At 44.1% G+C, this 17,460-nt stretch carries 11 protein-coding genes; 1 reads left to right on the top strand and 10 read right to left on the bottom strand.

Annotated features, from left to right (window positions below):
- Positions 1 to 267 (top strand): hypothetical protein (locus JWQ85_RS03520; RefSeq protein ID WP_299464022.1); only part of this gene is annotated, 267 nt, incomplete at its 5' end.
- Between the two features lie 17 nt (positions 268 to 284).
- Here the strand turns inward: JWQ85_RS03520 and JWQ85_RS03515 are convergent.
- The 10 genes from JWQ85_RS03515 to JWQ85_RS03470 all read right to left on the bottom strand — a co-directional run bounded on the left by JWQ85_RS03515 (position 285) and on the right by JWQ85_RS03470 (position 17,449).
- Positions 285 to 1,310, bottom strand: coding sequence for a substrate-binding domain-containing protein (locus JWQ85_RS03515; protein WP_299464019.1), 1,026 nt, complete (start codon positions 1,308 to 1,310; stop codon positions 285 to 287).
- A 127-nt stretch (positions 1,311 to 1,437) separates the two neighbouring features.
- Positions 1,438 to 2,661: a sugar MFS transporter gene (locus JWQ85_RS03510; protein ID WP_299464016.1), complete on the bottom strand. Its 1,224-nt coding sequence runs from the start codon at positions 2,659 to 2,661 to the stop codon at positions 1,438 to 1,440.
- 100 nt (positions 2,662 to 2,761) lie between these two features.
- Positions 2,762 to 5,044, bottom strand: a complete 2,283-nt coding sequence (locus JWQ85_RS03505; RefSeq protein ID WP_299464014.1) for a GH92 family glycosyl hydrolase — start codon at positions 5,042 to 5,044, stop codon at positions 2,762 to 2,764.
- A 107-nt stretch (positions 5,045 to 5,151) separates the two neighbouring features.
- Positions 5,152 to 5,814: a GDSL-type esterase/lipase family protein gene (locus JWQ85_RS03500; RefSeq protein ID WP_299464011.1), complete on the bottom strand. Its 663-nt coding sequence runs from the start codon at positions 5,812 to 5,814 to the stop codon at positions 5,152 to 5,154.
- Between the two features lie 80 nt (positions 5,815 to 5,894).
- Positions 5,895 to 7,073: a DUF4185 domain-containing protein gene (locus JWQ85_RS03495; protein ID WP_299464008.1), complete on the bottom strand. Its 1,179-nt coding sequence runs from the start codon at positions 7,071 to 7,073 to the stop codon at positions 5,895 to 5,897.
- Positions 7,074 to 7,097: 24 nt separating this feature from the next.
- Complete coding sequence (locus JWQ85_RS03490) at positions 7,098 to 8,264, bottom strand: prolipoprotein diacylglyceryl transferase (protein WP_299464005.1); 1,167 nt, start codon at positions 8,262 to 8,264, stop codon at positions 7,098 to 7,100.
- A gap of 100 nt (positions 8,265 to 8,364) precedes the next feature.
- Positions 8,365 to 11,484, bottom strand: coding sequence for a TonB-dependent receptor (locus JWQ85_RS03485; RefSeq protein WP_299464003.1), 3,120 nt, complete (start codon positions 11,482 to 11,484; stop codon positions 8,365 to 8,367).
- Positions 11,485 to 11,523: 39 nt separating this feature from the next.
- Complete coding sequence (locus tag JWQ85_RS03480) at positions 11,524 to 13,230, bottom strand: RagB/SusD family nutrient uptake outer membrane protein (protein WP_299464001.1); 1,707 nt, start codon at positions 13,228 to 13,230, stop codon at positions 11,524 to 11,526.
- A gap of 27 nt (positions 13,231 to 13,257) precedes the next feature.
- Positions 13,258 to 16,353, bottom strand: a complete 3,096-nt coding sequence (locus JWQ85_RS03475) for a SusC/RagA family TonB-linked outer membrane protein (RefSeq protein ID WP_299463999.1) — start codon at positions 16,351 to 16,353, stop codon at positions 13,258 to 13,260.
- Between the two features lie 94 nt (positions 16,354 to 16,447).
- On the bottom strand, positions 16,448 to 17,449 hold the full coding sequence (locus JWQ85_RS03470) for a DUF4961 domain-containing protein (RefSeq protein WP_299463996.1): 1,002 nt from the start codon (positions 17,447 to 17,449) through the stop codon (positions 16,448 to 16,450).
- Positions 17,450 to 17,460: the final 11 nt, after the last annotated feature.

Raw genomic sequence — 17,460 nt, 5'->3', positions numbered from 1 at the left:
GTTCAAAGCAATGCTAAAATATATATCGCCAAAAACGGTATTAACAAACTGCTTAAGTACAGCATCGTCAATAAATCTAAAACTACAGCTGCTTTTGGTATCAGGGCGCAATTAGTTGATGCAACGGGAAAACAACTTTTACCGGCTCTTTATAACGATAGTTATTTTTCGCTAATGCAAGGTGAAGCAAGAACGGTTGAAGTAGAAATAGATCCTAAATTACTAACTAAAGGATATAAGTTACAAGTAAGGGCATACAATAATTAAACTGTAGGGTGGTTGAATTAGGCTTTATCCGCTTTTTTTGACGACCCTCTGATATTAAAATCAGTTTTCAGGATGATGGATTGAGAACTGATATGCTGGGATGAGGTATTTAATTTGTTTAACAATACAGTTATCACGCTATCTGCAATTGCCTCAATAGGTTGTGCTATCGCGCTAACCGGCGGCGAGAACAGCTTAAACACATCATAGTCGTCAAAAGAAACAAGCGCAAGATCATCCGGGACCTTCAGACCCAGGCTATTTATTACTTTTAAGCCGCAAGTACCCACGTGGTTAGTGCCAAAGAATACAGCATCCAGGTTTTTATGCTTTTTAAGGAATGTGTTTAGGGGGCTCATAATAAGTTCCTCATTCTGACTAAATACAATTTCCTGTATAAATGGCTTTAAGCCATTCTCTTCTAACGCGTCTTTATAACCCTGTAAACGGGCTTGCATTTGCGTTTGATTTGATGCGAACGTTATATACGCTATGTTTTTATACCCTTGCTGTATCAAATGCATGGTAGCATTATAAGTGCTAAAAAGGTTGTCTATTTCAACAAAATCAGTACTTACCTTTGGTAAATGCCTGTCAAATAGCACTACTGGCATTCCATCCTTTATTAGTGAGCTAATATCGTCCTCGATGCCTTCGGGAGGAGCAATGATATAACCATCCACGTGCCTGTCGCGAAACATGCTGATCAATTCGCGTGTTTTCTCTGTATCATTATCAGTACTGCAGTAAATAATTTTGTAGCCGTTTTTGTAAGCGCGGTCCTCTATTAGCCGGGCTATCGACGCAAAAAAGGGATTGGAAATATCCTCTACCATCAACCCGATAATGTTTGATTTGCCTGTACGCAGGCTCTTCGCCAATGAGTTTGGCTTGTAGCCTACTTCATCCACAAATTTCTGTACACGGTCAACCAGCTCCTTCCCTATTCTTTTCTCCTGCGCGCGGCCATTCAGGATAAATGAAATTGTGGTTTTCGATACGTTTAGATGGTTGGCAATATCAACTATAGAGAGTTTTTTCACGTGCTGTTTTAGTAAGATCAAATATAAATGTAGTTAATAAAAATAGCATTGAAATATCATTAAATCGATTTAATGATATTTCAGTTAAAATTAATACGACCGATGTATTAACATATTATCATTGTACTTAAACGCTACTTTTATTAAGGCGTTTATAACTAAAGCCAAACAAGAATATAACCGCGTAACATATTATTGGCAGATAGTAGGCAGCTGCCACATTATGATTAGCTATCTGCCCCATTAATAACGGAAATAGCCCGCCGCCTACCACACCCATTACTATAAATGACGACGCCTGCTGTGTTTGGTTGCCCATGTTTTTTAAACCGAGACTAAATATTGTAGGGAACATAATGCTGAAAAAGAAATTGATAAAGAGCAAAGCGATAAAGGACGGCCAGCCAAATCCCTGGGCCACAATAAGGCACATCACAATATTACATAATGCAAAAATCGCCAATAGTTTACTGGGTGCTATGTATCGCATCAGGAAGGTGCCGGCAAAGCGCCCAGTCATCATCATCACCATACTCAGCGAAAAAAAGTAGCTTGCTTTTCCATCGCTAAAATGCATAATATCATGGCCGTAATTGATGAAAAAAGCCCAGGTACCACCCTGTGCCGCTACATTGAACAATTGGGCTATAACCGCAAAAACAAAGTGTTTATGCTGAAAAAGCTTTTTATCGACATGAGGCACTTCGGTGGGCGAATACGAATCTATTGCAGGAATATGAGGATCTATAAGCGCAGGCACTTTTACGAAAGAGAATGCCACAGCAATTGCGGCTATAACAGCGCCAATAACTATGTAAAGCTGCTTTACGGATACCAGATCCTGCTCCTGGCCAAAAATAAAATAGCTACCAATGATAGGGCCTATGATGCCCCCGACGCCATTGAATGCCTGCGAAAAGTTGATACGCTGATCGCTCGTGCGCTGGTCGCCAAGAGAGGCCACAAAAGGATGCGCTACGGTTTCTAATGTTGCCATACCGCAGGCCAGAATAAATAATGCTACCCTGAAAAAAGTGAAAGACTCGGCATTTGCGGCTGGTATGAATAAAAATGCACCGGCAGAATAGAGCAGTAATCCCAGCAGAACGCCGTTTTTGTACCCAAATTTCTTCATGAACAACCCAGCAGGGATCCCCATAACAAAATAAGCACCAAATATAGAGAACTGCACATAAGCCGACCTTGCCTTGCTTATATGCAGCACATTTTGAAAATGCCTGTTCAATACATCACCAAGCGTCATGGATATACCCCACATTAAAAACAACGAGGTTACAAATATGAGTACTAGCAGATATTTGCGTTCTGTAAATTTTGGTATGGCATGCATCAGGCGGTGACTTAATTAGTTGAATTGGTGTTGTAAAGTAAATTAAATCTTTACAGCTACCAAAGCTTATTATTAATATTTGGTGCAGAAGCCACGTTTATTATAACCTATCAGCTTTTGATAGTGAAAATGGTTTATCTTCAACCGCTAAGCCACGGCTTAAATTGGGTTTATCGGCCATCTCTAAATGCAATGTGCCGCCATTCATGATATCGGCATGGGTTATCCAATTGTGTGTATAAGATTTACCATTGAGTGTAGCCGACTGGATGTAGACATTTTGCTTACTGTTATTATTGGCCTCGATCGTAAATTTATTGCCGTTTTCGAGTGTAATGGTCATCTTGTTAAATAGCGGGCTGCCAATTACATACTGGTCTGTTCCGGGGCAAACGCTGTAAAATCCGGCAGCACTCAGTACAAACCACGATGACATTTGCCCCTCGTCCTCATCACCAGGATACCCGTTCTCGGTTGCATTGTACATTTTATCCATTACCTCGCGCAGATGCTGTTGGGCCTTCCAGGGTTGGCCGGCGTAGTTATACATATAAAGCATGTGGTGAATAGGCTCGTTACCCTGTGCAAACTGGCCCATTTTAAAGGCTGCCATCTCTGTCATTTCATGGATAACCGTACCGTAGCCACCTACTTTGATAGTGCCTGGCTCGGTAAACACCGAATCTATTTTAGCCGTGAAATTTTTATCGCCGCCCATTAAATTAATAAGCCCCTGGGTATCATGGAAAACCGACCAGGTCCAATGCCATGCATTACCTTCGGTATATGGCCCGCCCCAATCCATCGGATCAAAAGGTTCTATCCAGTTACCCTTGGCGTCTTTGGCGCGCATAAACCGGGTTTTAGGGTCAAATAAGTTTTTGTAGTTATACATTTGGCGGGCAAACACATTCTCGTAGTATTTATTGCCGGTTGCTTTTGCCAATTGGTAAGCACAGAAATCATCATAGGCAAATTCCAAGGTCCAAGCAGTGGCGCCTTCAGTTTGTTTAGAGTACGGCACGTAACCATCGGCAAAATATTCTTTCCAGCCCGGGCGGCCATTAGCGCTACCCCATGGGCCTTTGTTTGTAGCCTCGTGATAATAAGCTTCCAGCGCCTGTTTAGGGTCAAAGGTTCGGATGCCCTTCATCCAGGCATCAGCTAATAGCGAAATAGAATGGTTACCCAGCATCCCCCCGGTTTCTGCCGGAAAGGACCATGCCGGCAGCCAGCCACACTGTTTTTGCGCATCCAACAGCGCCTGTACCAGTTGCCCCTCCATTTTTGGATGCAGAACGGTATTTAGCGGGAACTGTGCCCTAAAAGTATCCCAAAAACCGTTATCGGTATACATATAACCATCGTGCAGCTTACCATCATACGGGCTATAGTAATAGGGTTTACCATCCTTCCCATATTCAAAAAACTGGTGCGAGAAAAGGTTAGCATGATACAGGCAGGAATAAAATGTGGCTTTCTCCTCTTCGGTACCACCTTCAACAGCCATACGGCCAAGCAGGGTATTCCAAACCTTATCAGCCGCTTTATGGGTATCATTAAATGAGTTGTATTTACCCAGCTCGGCTTGTAAGGTCACTTCGGCCTGCTCGGGGCTGATGTAAGACGAGGCCACCTTTGCCTGCACTGTTTCACCATCTTTAAACTTAATGTAGGCTCCTGCACCCTCGCCTTCGGCTTCCTTATTCTTAGCGTTTAGGCTGTTCTTTTTATTTTCCCATGTGCCATAATCAGCAAATGGTTTATCAAACGTAATGACGAAATAATTTTTGAAATTTTTGGGAGCCCAGCGGCAGTTATTTACATAGCCGCTTATTGTTCGTTTAGTCGGATCGATCTTAACCATGCTCATTTTGGTATAACCATCCAATACTAGATACGAGCCCTGCCCTTTTGGGAAACTAAAACGCAGGTGAGCGCCGCGTTCGGTTGGGCTCATTTCTGTTGTGATGCCATTATCAAGGGTAACACTATAGTAGCTTGGCTGGGCTATCTCATTAGCGTGATTGAACGATGATGCCCGCTCGTCCTCGTTCACCACAAGTTTGCCCGTTACCGGCATCAATGAAAATACGGCATAATCATTTACCCACGAGCTGCATTGGTGCGATTGCTGAAAACCCCTGATCTTTTTTTCAAAGTACTGATACTTCCAGCCATCGCCGTTTTTGCCGGTTTGGGGTGTCCAGGTGTTCATGCCAAATGGCAGTGCTGTAGCCGGGTAGGTGTTACCGTATGAAAATTCGTATTTGGTATTAGTGCCCTGACGCGTGTTTACATATTTAACCAGGTTGGCTTGCTGGGCGTGTAAGCTGCTCGTAATAAACAATGCAACGATGCAAAAAATTGAAGTCTTTTTCATTAGGGATACGAGGATAAAAAAATAAAATCCTGGTAGCTACTGACTTAAAAAAAGGAGGCGCTCCCGCCTCCTTCTAACCAAGATATATAAACTAAAACGAATTTTTACTATTTAATAAGTGACTGGTAAAGCGCATCGGCTACGAGTTTATTGCCCGCAGCGTTCAAGTGTACTCCATCCACAGTAAGGATATTCTTATCCTGGTTCTGCGGGTTATTCTTCAATCCATACTCATGGAATAGCTTTCTAAAATCTACCAGCCCGCAATTGTTTTGCGCGGCAAGCTCGCGGATGATCTGCGAATATTTGTTCAGATCACCATCCAGTTCATTACTGTAGTCGATTTTTTCACCAACACTGGCAGGGGTACAAATTGTAACTTTAATTCCCTTAGCCTGCAATTTCTTGATCAGTGCTGTATAAAACTTACTAAACTTATCCCAATCGGTACCGGTACCAAACAACCGCTTGTGCCATACATCATTTACCCCTACCCAAATCACAACCACATCGGGATTTTTGGATAGCACATCATCTTCGTAACGTAAGTACAGGTCGTAGATCTTGTTCCCGCCTATGCCTGCCCCGGCTACCTCATAATTGGCCGCCTGGTTGTTATCCTTCAGCTTTTGCTGAAATAAAGTGATATAACCGTCTGGCCGAACGCCATATTCAGTAATAGAATCGCCAAAAAACACTATTTTAACGGCTTTTTTGGTTTGGAAACTGCACATAAAAACAATTACGGCAAGCATTATTAATTTCTTCATTCCGGTTGAATTGGTGGTTATTGCTAAATTGATTTAGCTAAAATATATATTATTTTTATAGTAACAAATATAATTCAGAATTATTGGAATTTAACCCGGATAAATCGCGGCCGGTATAAGTTGGGATGCGTTTGCAGATCCTTTATAAACTCAACAGAATTGATATTGTAGCTAATAAGCAACTCACCGGGTTTAGATAGGGTTGGATGCGCCTTTGCGTTGTAAACAACAAAGGTTTTTTCTATCAGGTCGGGTTTGCAATCCCATAGCTTTATTACCGGGCCAAACGGACCGAAAGGGCTCGCACCTATCCGCATGCCTACCGTAGTGCTCATTCCGCCCAATTGAAAAACCAAAGCATACCTGCCATCCGGTAAAACAGAAAGGCTAAGCTCGTTAGATACCCCTGTGGTTACTTCAGCAGCCTTGCTCATATCACTCAACCAGGCAGTTCCATTCCAAAACTTCCACTCTTTAAAATCCTCGAAATGGCTTGGAAGCACGCGGGCTACCAATAATTTTTTGGCCATCCCTGTAACCCCGTACACATAAATATAACCATCGGGCTTAGACGCCCCTGCTGCTTTGGTATTAACATAGATGCCCGCCCCAAAAGAACCAATATCATTCTTGCCATCTGTTAAATAAAGAGGCGTATCCATTTGTTTAATTGTGGTGTATGGAGGATTATCGCCCGGCGCTATTTTGATAAGCGTATTACCTACCTCCCTAAAACCAAAAGCCCCAGTGCTTACATTCCGCACCCGGTAGCCAAATATGTAGGTAGAGTTATTTGCTTGGTTTACAAAACCATCTCCCAGCCAATAGTAATCAGAACTCTCTGTTTTTGGCGTTGCGGGAATAAAAACAGATTCGGGTTGTCCCTTTGCATCCTTATCCCAGTAAAACTTCATTTGCTTCTCATCAGGCTGGTTGCCATTCAGTATCGCTACCGAGTTATGGATCATTTTAAAACCCGGCATCATGGTATTATCACGGATCTCCCCGATCATGCTATCGCTAAATATGAAAAGGGTTTTACCATTGGGTTTGGATTGTTTGCCCTCTACGCCGTTTAGCGGTATAGTATAAATGCCGTCTCCGCCAAACCATCCGGTGTTACGTTTCAACAGGGCAGACCATTCGGGTGCCTCTTCTACTGTAAATTTAAGGTCGGTAAGATTTACTGATTTAGTTTGGGCGATGCTTTGGGACAACGCAGTGCAAATACACAGACAAACAAACGCAAGCCTTTTCATGGGATCAATCAATTTAATATAGGTTTATGCAGATTGATGGGCAGGCTTAAAGCGTTTATAAGCAATGATAATCAGTCCTATAATGCCGCCAAGCAGCATAAGCCCGCCAATTAATTCTGCTTGTGTAAATGTAATACCTAAAAAGCTGTAATTAAAATTTATGCGGATGTGTTCTATCAAAAAACGCTCGCCACCATTAAGGATGAGGTAGATACAAAACATCAGCCCCGGTACTTTTATCTTTTTACGGTAGGCCCACATCAGCCCAAACATTCCTACACACAGCACCACCTCATAAAACGATGTTGGATACACGCCTTTTACCAGTTGGTTACAGTAATTGCCATCGCATCCCGGTATTGGTATCCCTGCATTTATAGCATTGTGCGGATATTTAAAGCTCCACATCCAATTGGGTAACCAGCCCAGCCATTGCGGTTTAGCGTGCTCATTAATGATTCCCCAGTCGCCATCGCCTGCTAAGTGGCAGCCTATGCGGCCAATACCATAAGCCAGCATCATGCCGGGCGAGCCTATATCTGCAAGGTGTACTTGCTTCATGCCATTGCGATAGCCAATGTACAGATAGGTAAGCGCGCCAAATATCAACCCGCCATAGTAAGCAAAGCCATTTGCTGAGAACATCACACCTATTGGGTCATACCTAAACTGGCTGATATGTTCTACTACATCAAATAGTTTGGAGCCAATAAACCCAAAAAAGCCCACACTGAACACGATCAACCCCATCAGTTGGTATGGGTGCCGGGTTTCTTCAACCACCTTTGGTTTGGCCAATTGATGGCTCTTCCTATCGAAGTAGACCCATAACTCGAAACCTATTCCAACCAGTAGGCCCAAAATAAGGCTACCATGGGCAGAAAGAATGTATCCACGCGGATCGGCGCCGAAGGTTTTATAATTAAAGATAGCCCCTAAGCCCTTAAAGCCAAAGGCGAATCCTAATAGGAAATTTATTGCCAGGTCTAACACAGAAGCAGGCGTTCCTATAATAACTATCCGCTTAAAAGCGTGGATCTTGCAATTAGCCTCGTACCTTTTAAACTCCGAAGTGAATACGATGTAAGCCAGTAGAAACGATAAAGCCACAAAGAAACCAAAGGTTTGGATAGGGAACGAAAACCGGGCATTAAACAAGTATTCAAACAGATCGCCAATGGTTGGAAACATATTGCTAATGTATAAAATGCCCGTTGAATGTAATTTAAAAAAAAGGCAGGGATCAAGCGCTTTTTCTGCGTTAACCCCTGCCTTTATAAATTAAAATGTCTTAGAAGCCCAGTTGGATACCCACGTTTATAACCCGCTGGTTGATATAGGCATCGCCGGCGGTATTGGTTGAGATCTCCGGATCCTGCTGATACTTGTTGTAATTATCCCAGGTGAACAAATTGTAAGCGCTCATGTAAACCCTTGCATTGCTGATCTTGAACGGTAGCAACTTGTTTGGTAACTGATAGCCGATATCAATGGTTTTTAAACGGATATAGTAAGCGTTCACCAACCAATAATCGCTAAAGTAAGCCGTTGGGCTGTTTACCGATGTAGGGTTAAGGCCTAACCTTGGGAAATTTGCTGTTGCAACTGTTTCCGGAGTCCACCTTTCCTGGTGAATGGGCTGAAACTGGCTCTGGAATGGCTCGATACCGGTACCCACCACCGCGAAGCTATAGTTGAATGAACCCTGCAGTAATACGCTTATGCTAAAGCCCTTGTATACTCCCTGCAACGAAAGGCCAAGTGTAGTATTAGGCAGGTTTGGATTACCGATAGCCCGTTTATCAAACACGTTGATCACACCATCGCCGTTAAGGTCCTGGTAGCGCAGATCGCCGGGTTGAAGTGGGATACCGTTGTCTGGTAAAGCAATGGTGTTACCCGCATTAGAGCCTTGATGGTCATTTTTATAAGTGGTAATGGCAGCTATATCATTGGCAGAGTAATACCCAAGGTAATGATAGCCATATTGCTGATTGATAGAATAACCGGTTTGTGCCAGCCATGGGTAAGCAGGTGCTGCCTCGTCTTTAAACAATATCTTGTTTTTGGCATACGAAAAAACCAAGCCTGTATTATACTGGAACTTGCCGATGTTACCATGGTAACTCACCTGCCCGTCGAAACCCTGATTTTGGGTTTTTCCAATATTTACGGCCGGCAGATCTACCCCCAGTATCAATGGCACACTGCCAGGTGTAATAAGCTGATTGTAGCGTACATCGTGGAAATAATCAAACGTTATAGATACCTTATCATTAAACAAGTTCATATCCAAACCTATGTCCAGTTTGCGGGCACGCTCCCAAACCACATTAGGGTTGCCCAGCGCACCTTCATAAATGCTACCATAGTTTTGCTGCGACTGGCCGAAATTATAGCCCCCGCCATTGTTGTAAACCTGGTTATACACATAGCGGTTACCCGGCGCGGCATCCGAACCTACCAAACCGTAGCTGGCCCTTAATTTGAACAGACTGAACATAGGCAGGACTTTAGTAAAGAAATCTTCTTTTACCAAGTTGTAGCCCACGCTCACTGCGGGGAATATGCCAAAGCGATGGTCGGCAGCGAAACGGTCGGTACCGTTATAGGCCACGTTAAAGTCTATAAGGTATTTCTGTTTGTAATCATACCCCGCCCTGCCAGAAAAACCTCTGAATTTTTGTGGTACACCAACCAGGTCTCCTGACAAAAGATTAGCGGCATATAGCGTATTAGCCGTTTGATTGAGCAGCACCAATCCCGAAAAATGGTGGGTATTGCTGAAGGTGCGATCGTAATTAAGGTATAGCTGTAAGTTGTAATTATTAGTGTTGATATCGGTATTACCCGTTAAACCATAGTTTTGGTAAACATAAGTTGCACCCGGGCGCAGGGAATATTGGCCGGTAGCCGCATCGTAATGATAGGCAGGGATGCCTTCGCTAAAGATCTGCTTGGTGTATTGCTCTATACTGGAATAAGCGATACGGCCGGTCAGTGATAAGCCATCCGTCAATGCATCCAGTTTTTGGGTAGCGCCAAACAGGAAGTTAAAGTCTGTTCTGCGCGAATTTTGATAACCACCTGTTGCCAGCCTTGCATTCAGCGTAGGCAGGTGATCGGGGTTGAAGGGTGAATAAGCGTAGCTATAACTGCCGTTAGGGTTTAAATATGGCGATGTGAACGGGGTTTGCTTCGTAAAATTATACACCTCGCCTACCGCGTTTTGATTGTAAGGTTGGTTAAGATCAGAAAAGCGGGTGGTCACATCCAAACGCAGATCAAGGGTTTTGTTAACCTTTAGATCCAGGTTGGAGCGGAAGTTGTACCTTCGGAAATAATAGTTAGTGTTCACTAAACTTTGCGGGTCGGCAAAGTCGCGTACCAAACCATTTTGGTTTAATGCACCGCCAGATATAAAATACTTGAGCGCGTTAGTACCGCCCGAGATATCTAAGTTGGCATTGGCCTGGTAACTTTGTTTTTTAAAGATCTTATCGTACCAGTTTACATTGGGGTGGCCATACGGGTCATCGTTACTCTTAAAATGATCAAGATCTGCCTGGCTGAATGATTGCTGGAGGCCATCGTTCAATTGCGCCTCGTTGATCAATAAAGCGGAGTTGTATGAATCAAGGAATTTTGGTGTTTTAGTAGGCTGTTGCATACCGGTCTCTACCCTTACATTAAACTTGGGTGAACCACTTTTACCACGCCTGGTGGCTACTACCAACACACCGTTTGCACCCTTAATACCGTATATAGCGGTTGAAGAGGCATCCTTAAGGATAGAGATGCTTTCTACCTCGTTCACATTTATCTGCTGTAACTGATCGTAACTGTACTCAATATCATCTACAATAATTAGCGGCTGGTTACCTGCAGGGTTTAATGAGCTTACCCCGCGGATATAAAAGTCAGATGCATCCTTACCCGGCTGGCCCGATGCCTGCTGTGAAAAGAAGCCCGGCAACTTACCGGTAAGCGCGTTTTGTACATTGGCCGTTGGTACGGTACGGATATCACTTCCTGAAATTGAACTAACCGCGCCGGTGCTTGTGATACGTTTACGCGTACCGTATGCCACAACTGCCACTTCATCTAATCCATTGGTACTTGTCTGAAGGATGATATCCAGAGTTTTATTGTCGCTCACCTTTACCTCTTGGTTTACATAACCTATAAACCGTAGTATAATTGTATTCGACTGCCCTTTTAAGGTAAGCGTGAACCGGCCGTTCACATCAGATATGCTCCCATTGGTAGGGAAGCCTTTTTCTACAACAGATACCCCCGGCAAAGCCCCCGCTATATCGCGCACCTTGCCGGTTACTGTTGTATTTTGAGCGTACAAAGCCACCGGTAGCAACGTAAATATTATTTGAAAGAAAAGTATTATTTTTCTCATAACTGCTTAATTAATTGGTTTAATTGATCTTTCTGGTAATTACCATCCGGGGTTTTGTTTCATATTAGGGTTCTTTTGTACCTCATCGTACGGCACAGGGTACAAATACATTTTTGGCGCATCAAACTTGGTTGTAAGCACATTAATAGGATTGTAATTGAGCGTGCTGCCCAACTTTACAATGCTTAAACCTGTACGCTGCTGATCCATGGTGGTTTCGGCTAATTTCCATCGGCGGATATCCCAGTAACGGCTTTCTTCAAAAGCCAGCTCAACGCGGCGCTCGTTCTGTATTATTGAACGCATCTCCTCTTTTGTCATACCTGCTGTTAAACCGTAAAGGCTGTTTGCGCCTGCTTCGATGCCGGCACGTTTACGGATACTGATTAAAGCGTTGTATACATCTGTGGTTGGTCCCTCAGATTCGTTTAGCGCTTCGGCATAACCCAAAACAAGATCAGCGTAACGCATGATCAGCCAATCGGTACTGTGCGAGCTGTAAGTATTGGTGTTCTCGAAATTGCCCATAAACTTACGCATGTAGTAACCGGTTTTAGTTTGCTGCAACGGACCGTTTGGTTTGCTCTGGCCTCCTTCAAACGTTTGTATCTGGGTGTTTAACCATTGCGTGCCGTTGTACATAATGGTATAGGTGAGCCTTGGGTCGCGGTTGTTATATGGGTTGTTACTATCGTAGCCGGATGCTGCATCGCTAATAGGCAATCCATTTGCCATTGGGAAGGCGTTCACTAACTCCTGCGTTGGGCTGGTTTGGCCTTTGCCTGTTGCGGCTGTAAAGCCTACCGGGCCATTAGCAGTTTCTACGTTAGTGCCATTCCCGCCCTGGCGCATAAACAAAATTTCAGGATTATTCTGTGTCAAAAACACATCCTTAAAGTTTGGCATCAGCGAATAGGTACCCAGGTCCATCACAGCTTTCGCAGCGGCAGCGGCGGCCGTCCACCTGGCGGCATCAAAGCTGGTGTAACCTGTTAAATTATTTGCAGGATCAATATTACCGCCGTTAAACAATGGGCTTGCAGCATACAGCAGTACCCTTGCTTTTAATGCCATTGCCGAGCCCTTTGTTGGGCGATGGCTATCTGCATTTGGGTCGCTTATAGGGTATACCAATAGCGAATCTTTTATGGCGTCGCATTCGCTCGCTATGTACTTTACGCAATCGTCAAAAGAATTGCGTGGTAGCGATATATCATCAGAAATAGTGTAAACATGATTGCCCATTAGCGGCACACCTCCATAACGTTTTACCAGTTCAAAGTAAAACATCGCCCTTAAAAAGCGGGCCTCGCTCTTCCATACATACTTCATGGAGTAGCCATTGTATTTGGCCAGCACGGGCACCACCTCTATATTATTTACAAACTCATTTGCCTGGCGGATGCCTGCATAATAGGTACCCCACAAATTTTCATCGGAAGGAATAGTGTATGAGTTGTAAGATGCGGTAGACAAAACGGTAGCGATGTTTGACGGTCCCGATGCCGAAGAAATGGCATCGTCGCCCGCGGCATCAAGATAATCGCCGCCAATACGGTTATGGCCGTTCTTTAAAACCGAGTATATGCCGTAAAGGTAGTGTTGTGCGCTTACCCCGGCCGAATCCCTTGGATCAAAAATGTGGGTAATGTCCACTTTATCTACCGGTGTCTGTTCGTATTTTTTGCAACCTGCAATTGCCACTATCAGTGCTATGGCTGCTATAATATTTTTGTGATTTTTCATGATCGTATTTTCTATAATGGCCAAAAATTAAAGCTTAATGGTAACACCTGCGTTTATTACCCGCTGTATAGGATATGCCCCGTTGCTCACTTCCGGATCGATGCCTTTGTAGCCGTAAAGAGTTACCAGGTTTTCGCCGTTCGCAAATAACCTCACACCCGATAATCTAAATTTCTTTATCCATTGGTAAGGCAGGTTATAGCCTATCTCTGCATTTTTTAGCCTGAGGTAATCGCCAGAACGTAAATAAAGGGTTGAATTGGCCGTGTTATTGGCATTGCCCAGCGATAAGCGTGGAAGCGTTGCCGTAGCAGCTGTTTCGGGCGTCCATCTGCCGGTTAGGTTATCATAACCCTGGCCAGCATAGGTAAGCCCAAGAAAGCCCACGCCCGCAAAGCTGTTCACCATAGCTTTGTTGAACATAAATTGGCTATTTTTAACTCCCTGAATAATCATACTGAAGCTGAAGCCCTTGTAATTGAACCCCAATGATGTGCCGTAGAACAATAGTGGCCTTTGGTTTCCGATAGCCGAAATGTCAAACTGGTTAATGATTCCGTCTTTATTCAGATCCTGGTATTTTACATCGCCCGCTTGTGCTGTATAGCCGGTTGTAGTTGCACTGGTTGCGGCTTCCTGGGCATCTTTAAAGAAACCTAAAGCTGTGTAGCCGTAAACAGCGCCGGTTGATCTGCCGGTGTGGCGCAACCATGGATACGGCGTAGGTGTTTCATCACTAAACACGTTTTTAGAATATTGCAGTGATGCATTACCTGATATAAAGTAATTAAAATTGTTGATGTTGTTTTGATAGGTTAAAGTAAGCTCCTCACCCTGATTAAGCACTACACCAATGTTTTCGTAAGAGTATGCCGTACCCAGCAATAAACTGTTGCGGCCTCGTACCTGTAATAAGTCTTTATACCTGTCGTGGTAATAATCGGCAGTTACTTTAAGGTGGTTGTTGAACAGGGCAATGTCTGCTCCTATGTCAATTTTATCGGCTTTTTCCCAGCTGATAAAAGGGTTGGCTAACTGATTTGCATAAATACCCTGTACGTCGCTGCGGCTGGTACCGGTGCTGTACTGGTATCCATTTGGCGAGCTGTAGGTTTGAATGAAGTTGTAGTAGCCTACGTTATCTACGTTGGCATTGCCGGTGCGGCCATAAGTGGCGCGCCACTTCCACGAAGAGATCCAGCTGAAGTTATCTTTAATAAAGTTTTCTTTAGCCATTTGCCAGCCTAAACCGCCCGCGTAAAATATTCCAAACTGTTTATTCGGCGGATAACGGCTGTAGCCGCTACGGTTTACCGCGCCTTCTATAAAATATTTCTCGTCGTAATTATAACCTGCTTTAAAAGCTTCATTAGTGGTTACGCTTGGTAAATCAAAGTTGAGGTTCACAGACCGGGTATCATACAACAGCATACCCGTAATATTATGCTTGCCAAATTGCCTGTCGTAATTAAGTGATAACTGTGCGAATGAATAGCGCGCAGTTGATACGCTGTTAAAATTATTTACCTGCGCTACAGACGTACCTACTCCGGCATAGCTACTATCCGGCCTTATCAGAAAAGTATTATTTTGCAATGACCTGTTCAACACGCCCTGCGATGACAGCGCCATGTTCCCCTTAGCCTTACCCGAAAGGCCTTTGGTAATGCTGCTCATATCATAGGTAAGATCCAAATTAGCCAGCACATCGTTACTGTTGGTGCGCTGGTAACCCGAGTATTGTGCTTGTGACAAAAGGTTGTTGGTGAACATGGTGGTACCACCAAAAGAGCCGTCGGGATTTGTAGCCGGATAGGCATTGTTTGGTGTTGAATATAAACCACCGAGGATATTGCCATAACCCGCACCAGGCTGCGTGCCCGACTGGATACGGCCAAACATCTGCAGATCCACCACGAACTTTTTGGTAACATTAACCATCAGGTCCGAATTGATAATGTAACGGCTAAGGTTATTGTTGGTATTGTACGGTATCGATGATGCTGTTTTAAACATACCATCCTGGTTCAGGTAGTTTAATGATACACTATAGCGGGCAATTTCCGAACCGCCGTTTACATTAAGCTTGTAGCTGTTCATGGGCGAATTATTGCGCAGGATGGTATTGTACCAGTTAACATCCGGATGGCGCAGGGGGTCGGTATGGTCACGATAGGCATTAAAATCTGCACTACTGTAAATAGGCGGCTTGCCATCGTTTTGCAAAGCCTCGTTATACAAGTAAGCGTATTGGCTGGCCGGCAAAGGTGTTGGCAGCCCCAGCGGCGTTTGTACACCGCTTTGCGCGGTAAATGATATGCGTGGCGGGCCGGCTTTTGCACGCTTTGTAGTGATAAGCAAAACGCCCCTTGAGCTGTTTACACCTAATAATATATTAGAAAGCCCATCCTTTAAAACCGATACGGATTCGATGCTCTCCGGGTCCAGCGAAGCGATCTCGCGCTGTACACCGTCTATAATGGTTATTGGCGTCTGGCCGCGCAGGTATAGGTTAAACTCGGTATTATCATTAGGCGAATAGTTATTGTGCGCTACAACGTTACCTATGAAATCGCCGTGCGTTTGCGGGGTAGTTTGCGGGGTTGCAAAACCGCTGTATTGCTGCGTGAATAAGCCTGCCAACTGGCCAGGCAAAGCATAGGTATAAAGCGTTGCAGGCGTAGTGGTAAGCTGGTTAGTATAAATTGTAGATATAGCACCCAGGGTTTTGTTTACATCGGCTGTGCCATATAGCACATCAATTTTAGCTGGGGTCTTGATATAAGTATCAATCAACCTAACTATGATCTCTTTGTTACCCCTTACAATTGCCTGGCGCACATTGTAATTCGGATATTTAAATACCAGGGTTGTATTGTTAGCGGCGCTTATTTCAAAACGGCCGTTGCCATCGGTACTCACCGTATCTGTTTTACCCTTAACGGTTACCTTTACACCCTTTAAAGGCTTACTGTATTCATCGAGTACAACTCCACCGGCCATGCCGGGGCGGGCACTAAATTTGGCGGTGGTATCCTGCTGCATGGCATGGCCGGTTGTACCCAGCGCCAGCATCAGTATCACCAAAGCTGTAAAGTATTTATTTAAGTAGCATTTAGCCATTGTATAAAGTTTAAATTGTTGGCAAAAAATAAAATATCGTTTTAGCAGAGCGCACATTGTTTTTTGCATACGCCCGGTTATATAAAAAGCTGAATTATCCGCACTTAAACGTGTACACAAACGGCGCCGGGGTATTACCGTAACCCACCTTGGTTGTACCTGCTTTATCGGTTATGAAATACTCCATCTTGGTAATGGTTTGCGCATCGGTTGTGTTGAAAAATGACTTAGGCCAAATAGTTACCTGATACCTTTTGCTGGTTGCCGATGTTTGCACCATACGTGTTTTATCAGTTTGTTCGCATACCGTTATGGTTTTGCCATCGCTGGTATAGGCGGTTGCACAGAGGTACACTTCGGTTTCTTTACCAAGCTGTGTATTTGCCACGGTACCATCAAAAGTGAGCGTAACAAAATCATTATCCAATGATTTTGGCGGATCTACAATGGTAAGCTGTGGGTTACAAAAATCCACTATATCGCCAGCACCGCCGGTAACTTCAAAGCATGGGGTTATTACCTTGCTGTAATAGGTACCATTACCATCACTGGTGAAACCGTTACCACTATCGGTTATTACGTAGCCCAGTTTTACAAGCATGTTATTATTATCAGCGCCAACTTTTATGTTTATTAATATATCGCCGCTAAAAGTGTTGCCATTGTGACTATAAGCCTTGTCCGACTGGTAGGCAACCCATTCCATATCATCAATAAGGTTACCACCAATACCGAAGGTTTTTTTCATATACGCTGGCCAGGTTAGTCCGCCGCCGTTCTTTGGCAGGGTAGCATCGGTTAAAAGCGTCATGGTGCCTCCACCCAAAGCAGGGCTGTTATAGGTAACCTTGGTATTTTGCGCGGCTTTCCATCCCTTCGGCACTAAAAAACCAAATATGAGGTTATCCGGGCCGCCGTTACCGGCAGTGGGGATATTAATATGCACCGTAATGGGCACCGTTGCTCCTACAGTTGCAGTTGCCGGCTGGTCTACGCCGGTAATCTCTTCGCCGCAACAGGCCAGCACTATGCCCAATATAAGGCAGGCACATGCCCTCCATAAATTTTTACCTTTTATATGTAAATATGATCTCATAATCTGTTTTT

Origin of the sequence: Mucilaginibacter sp., assembly GCF_028288105.1 — a bacterium.
Lineage (GTDB): Bacteria > Bacteroidota > Bacteroidia > Sphingobacteriales > Sphingobacteriaceae > Mucilaginibacter.
The sequence above is the reverse complement of the archived record's forward strand: the minus strand, read 5'-3'. Positions and strand labels throughout refer to the sequence as shown.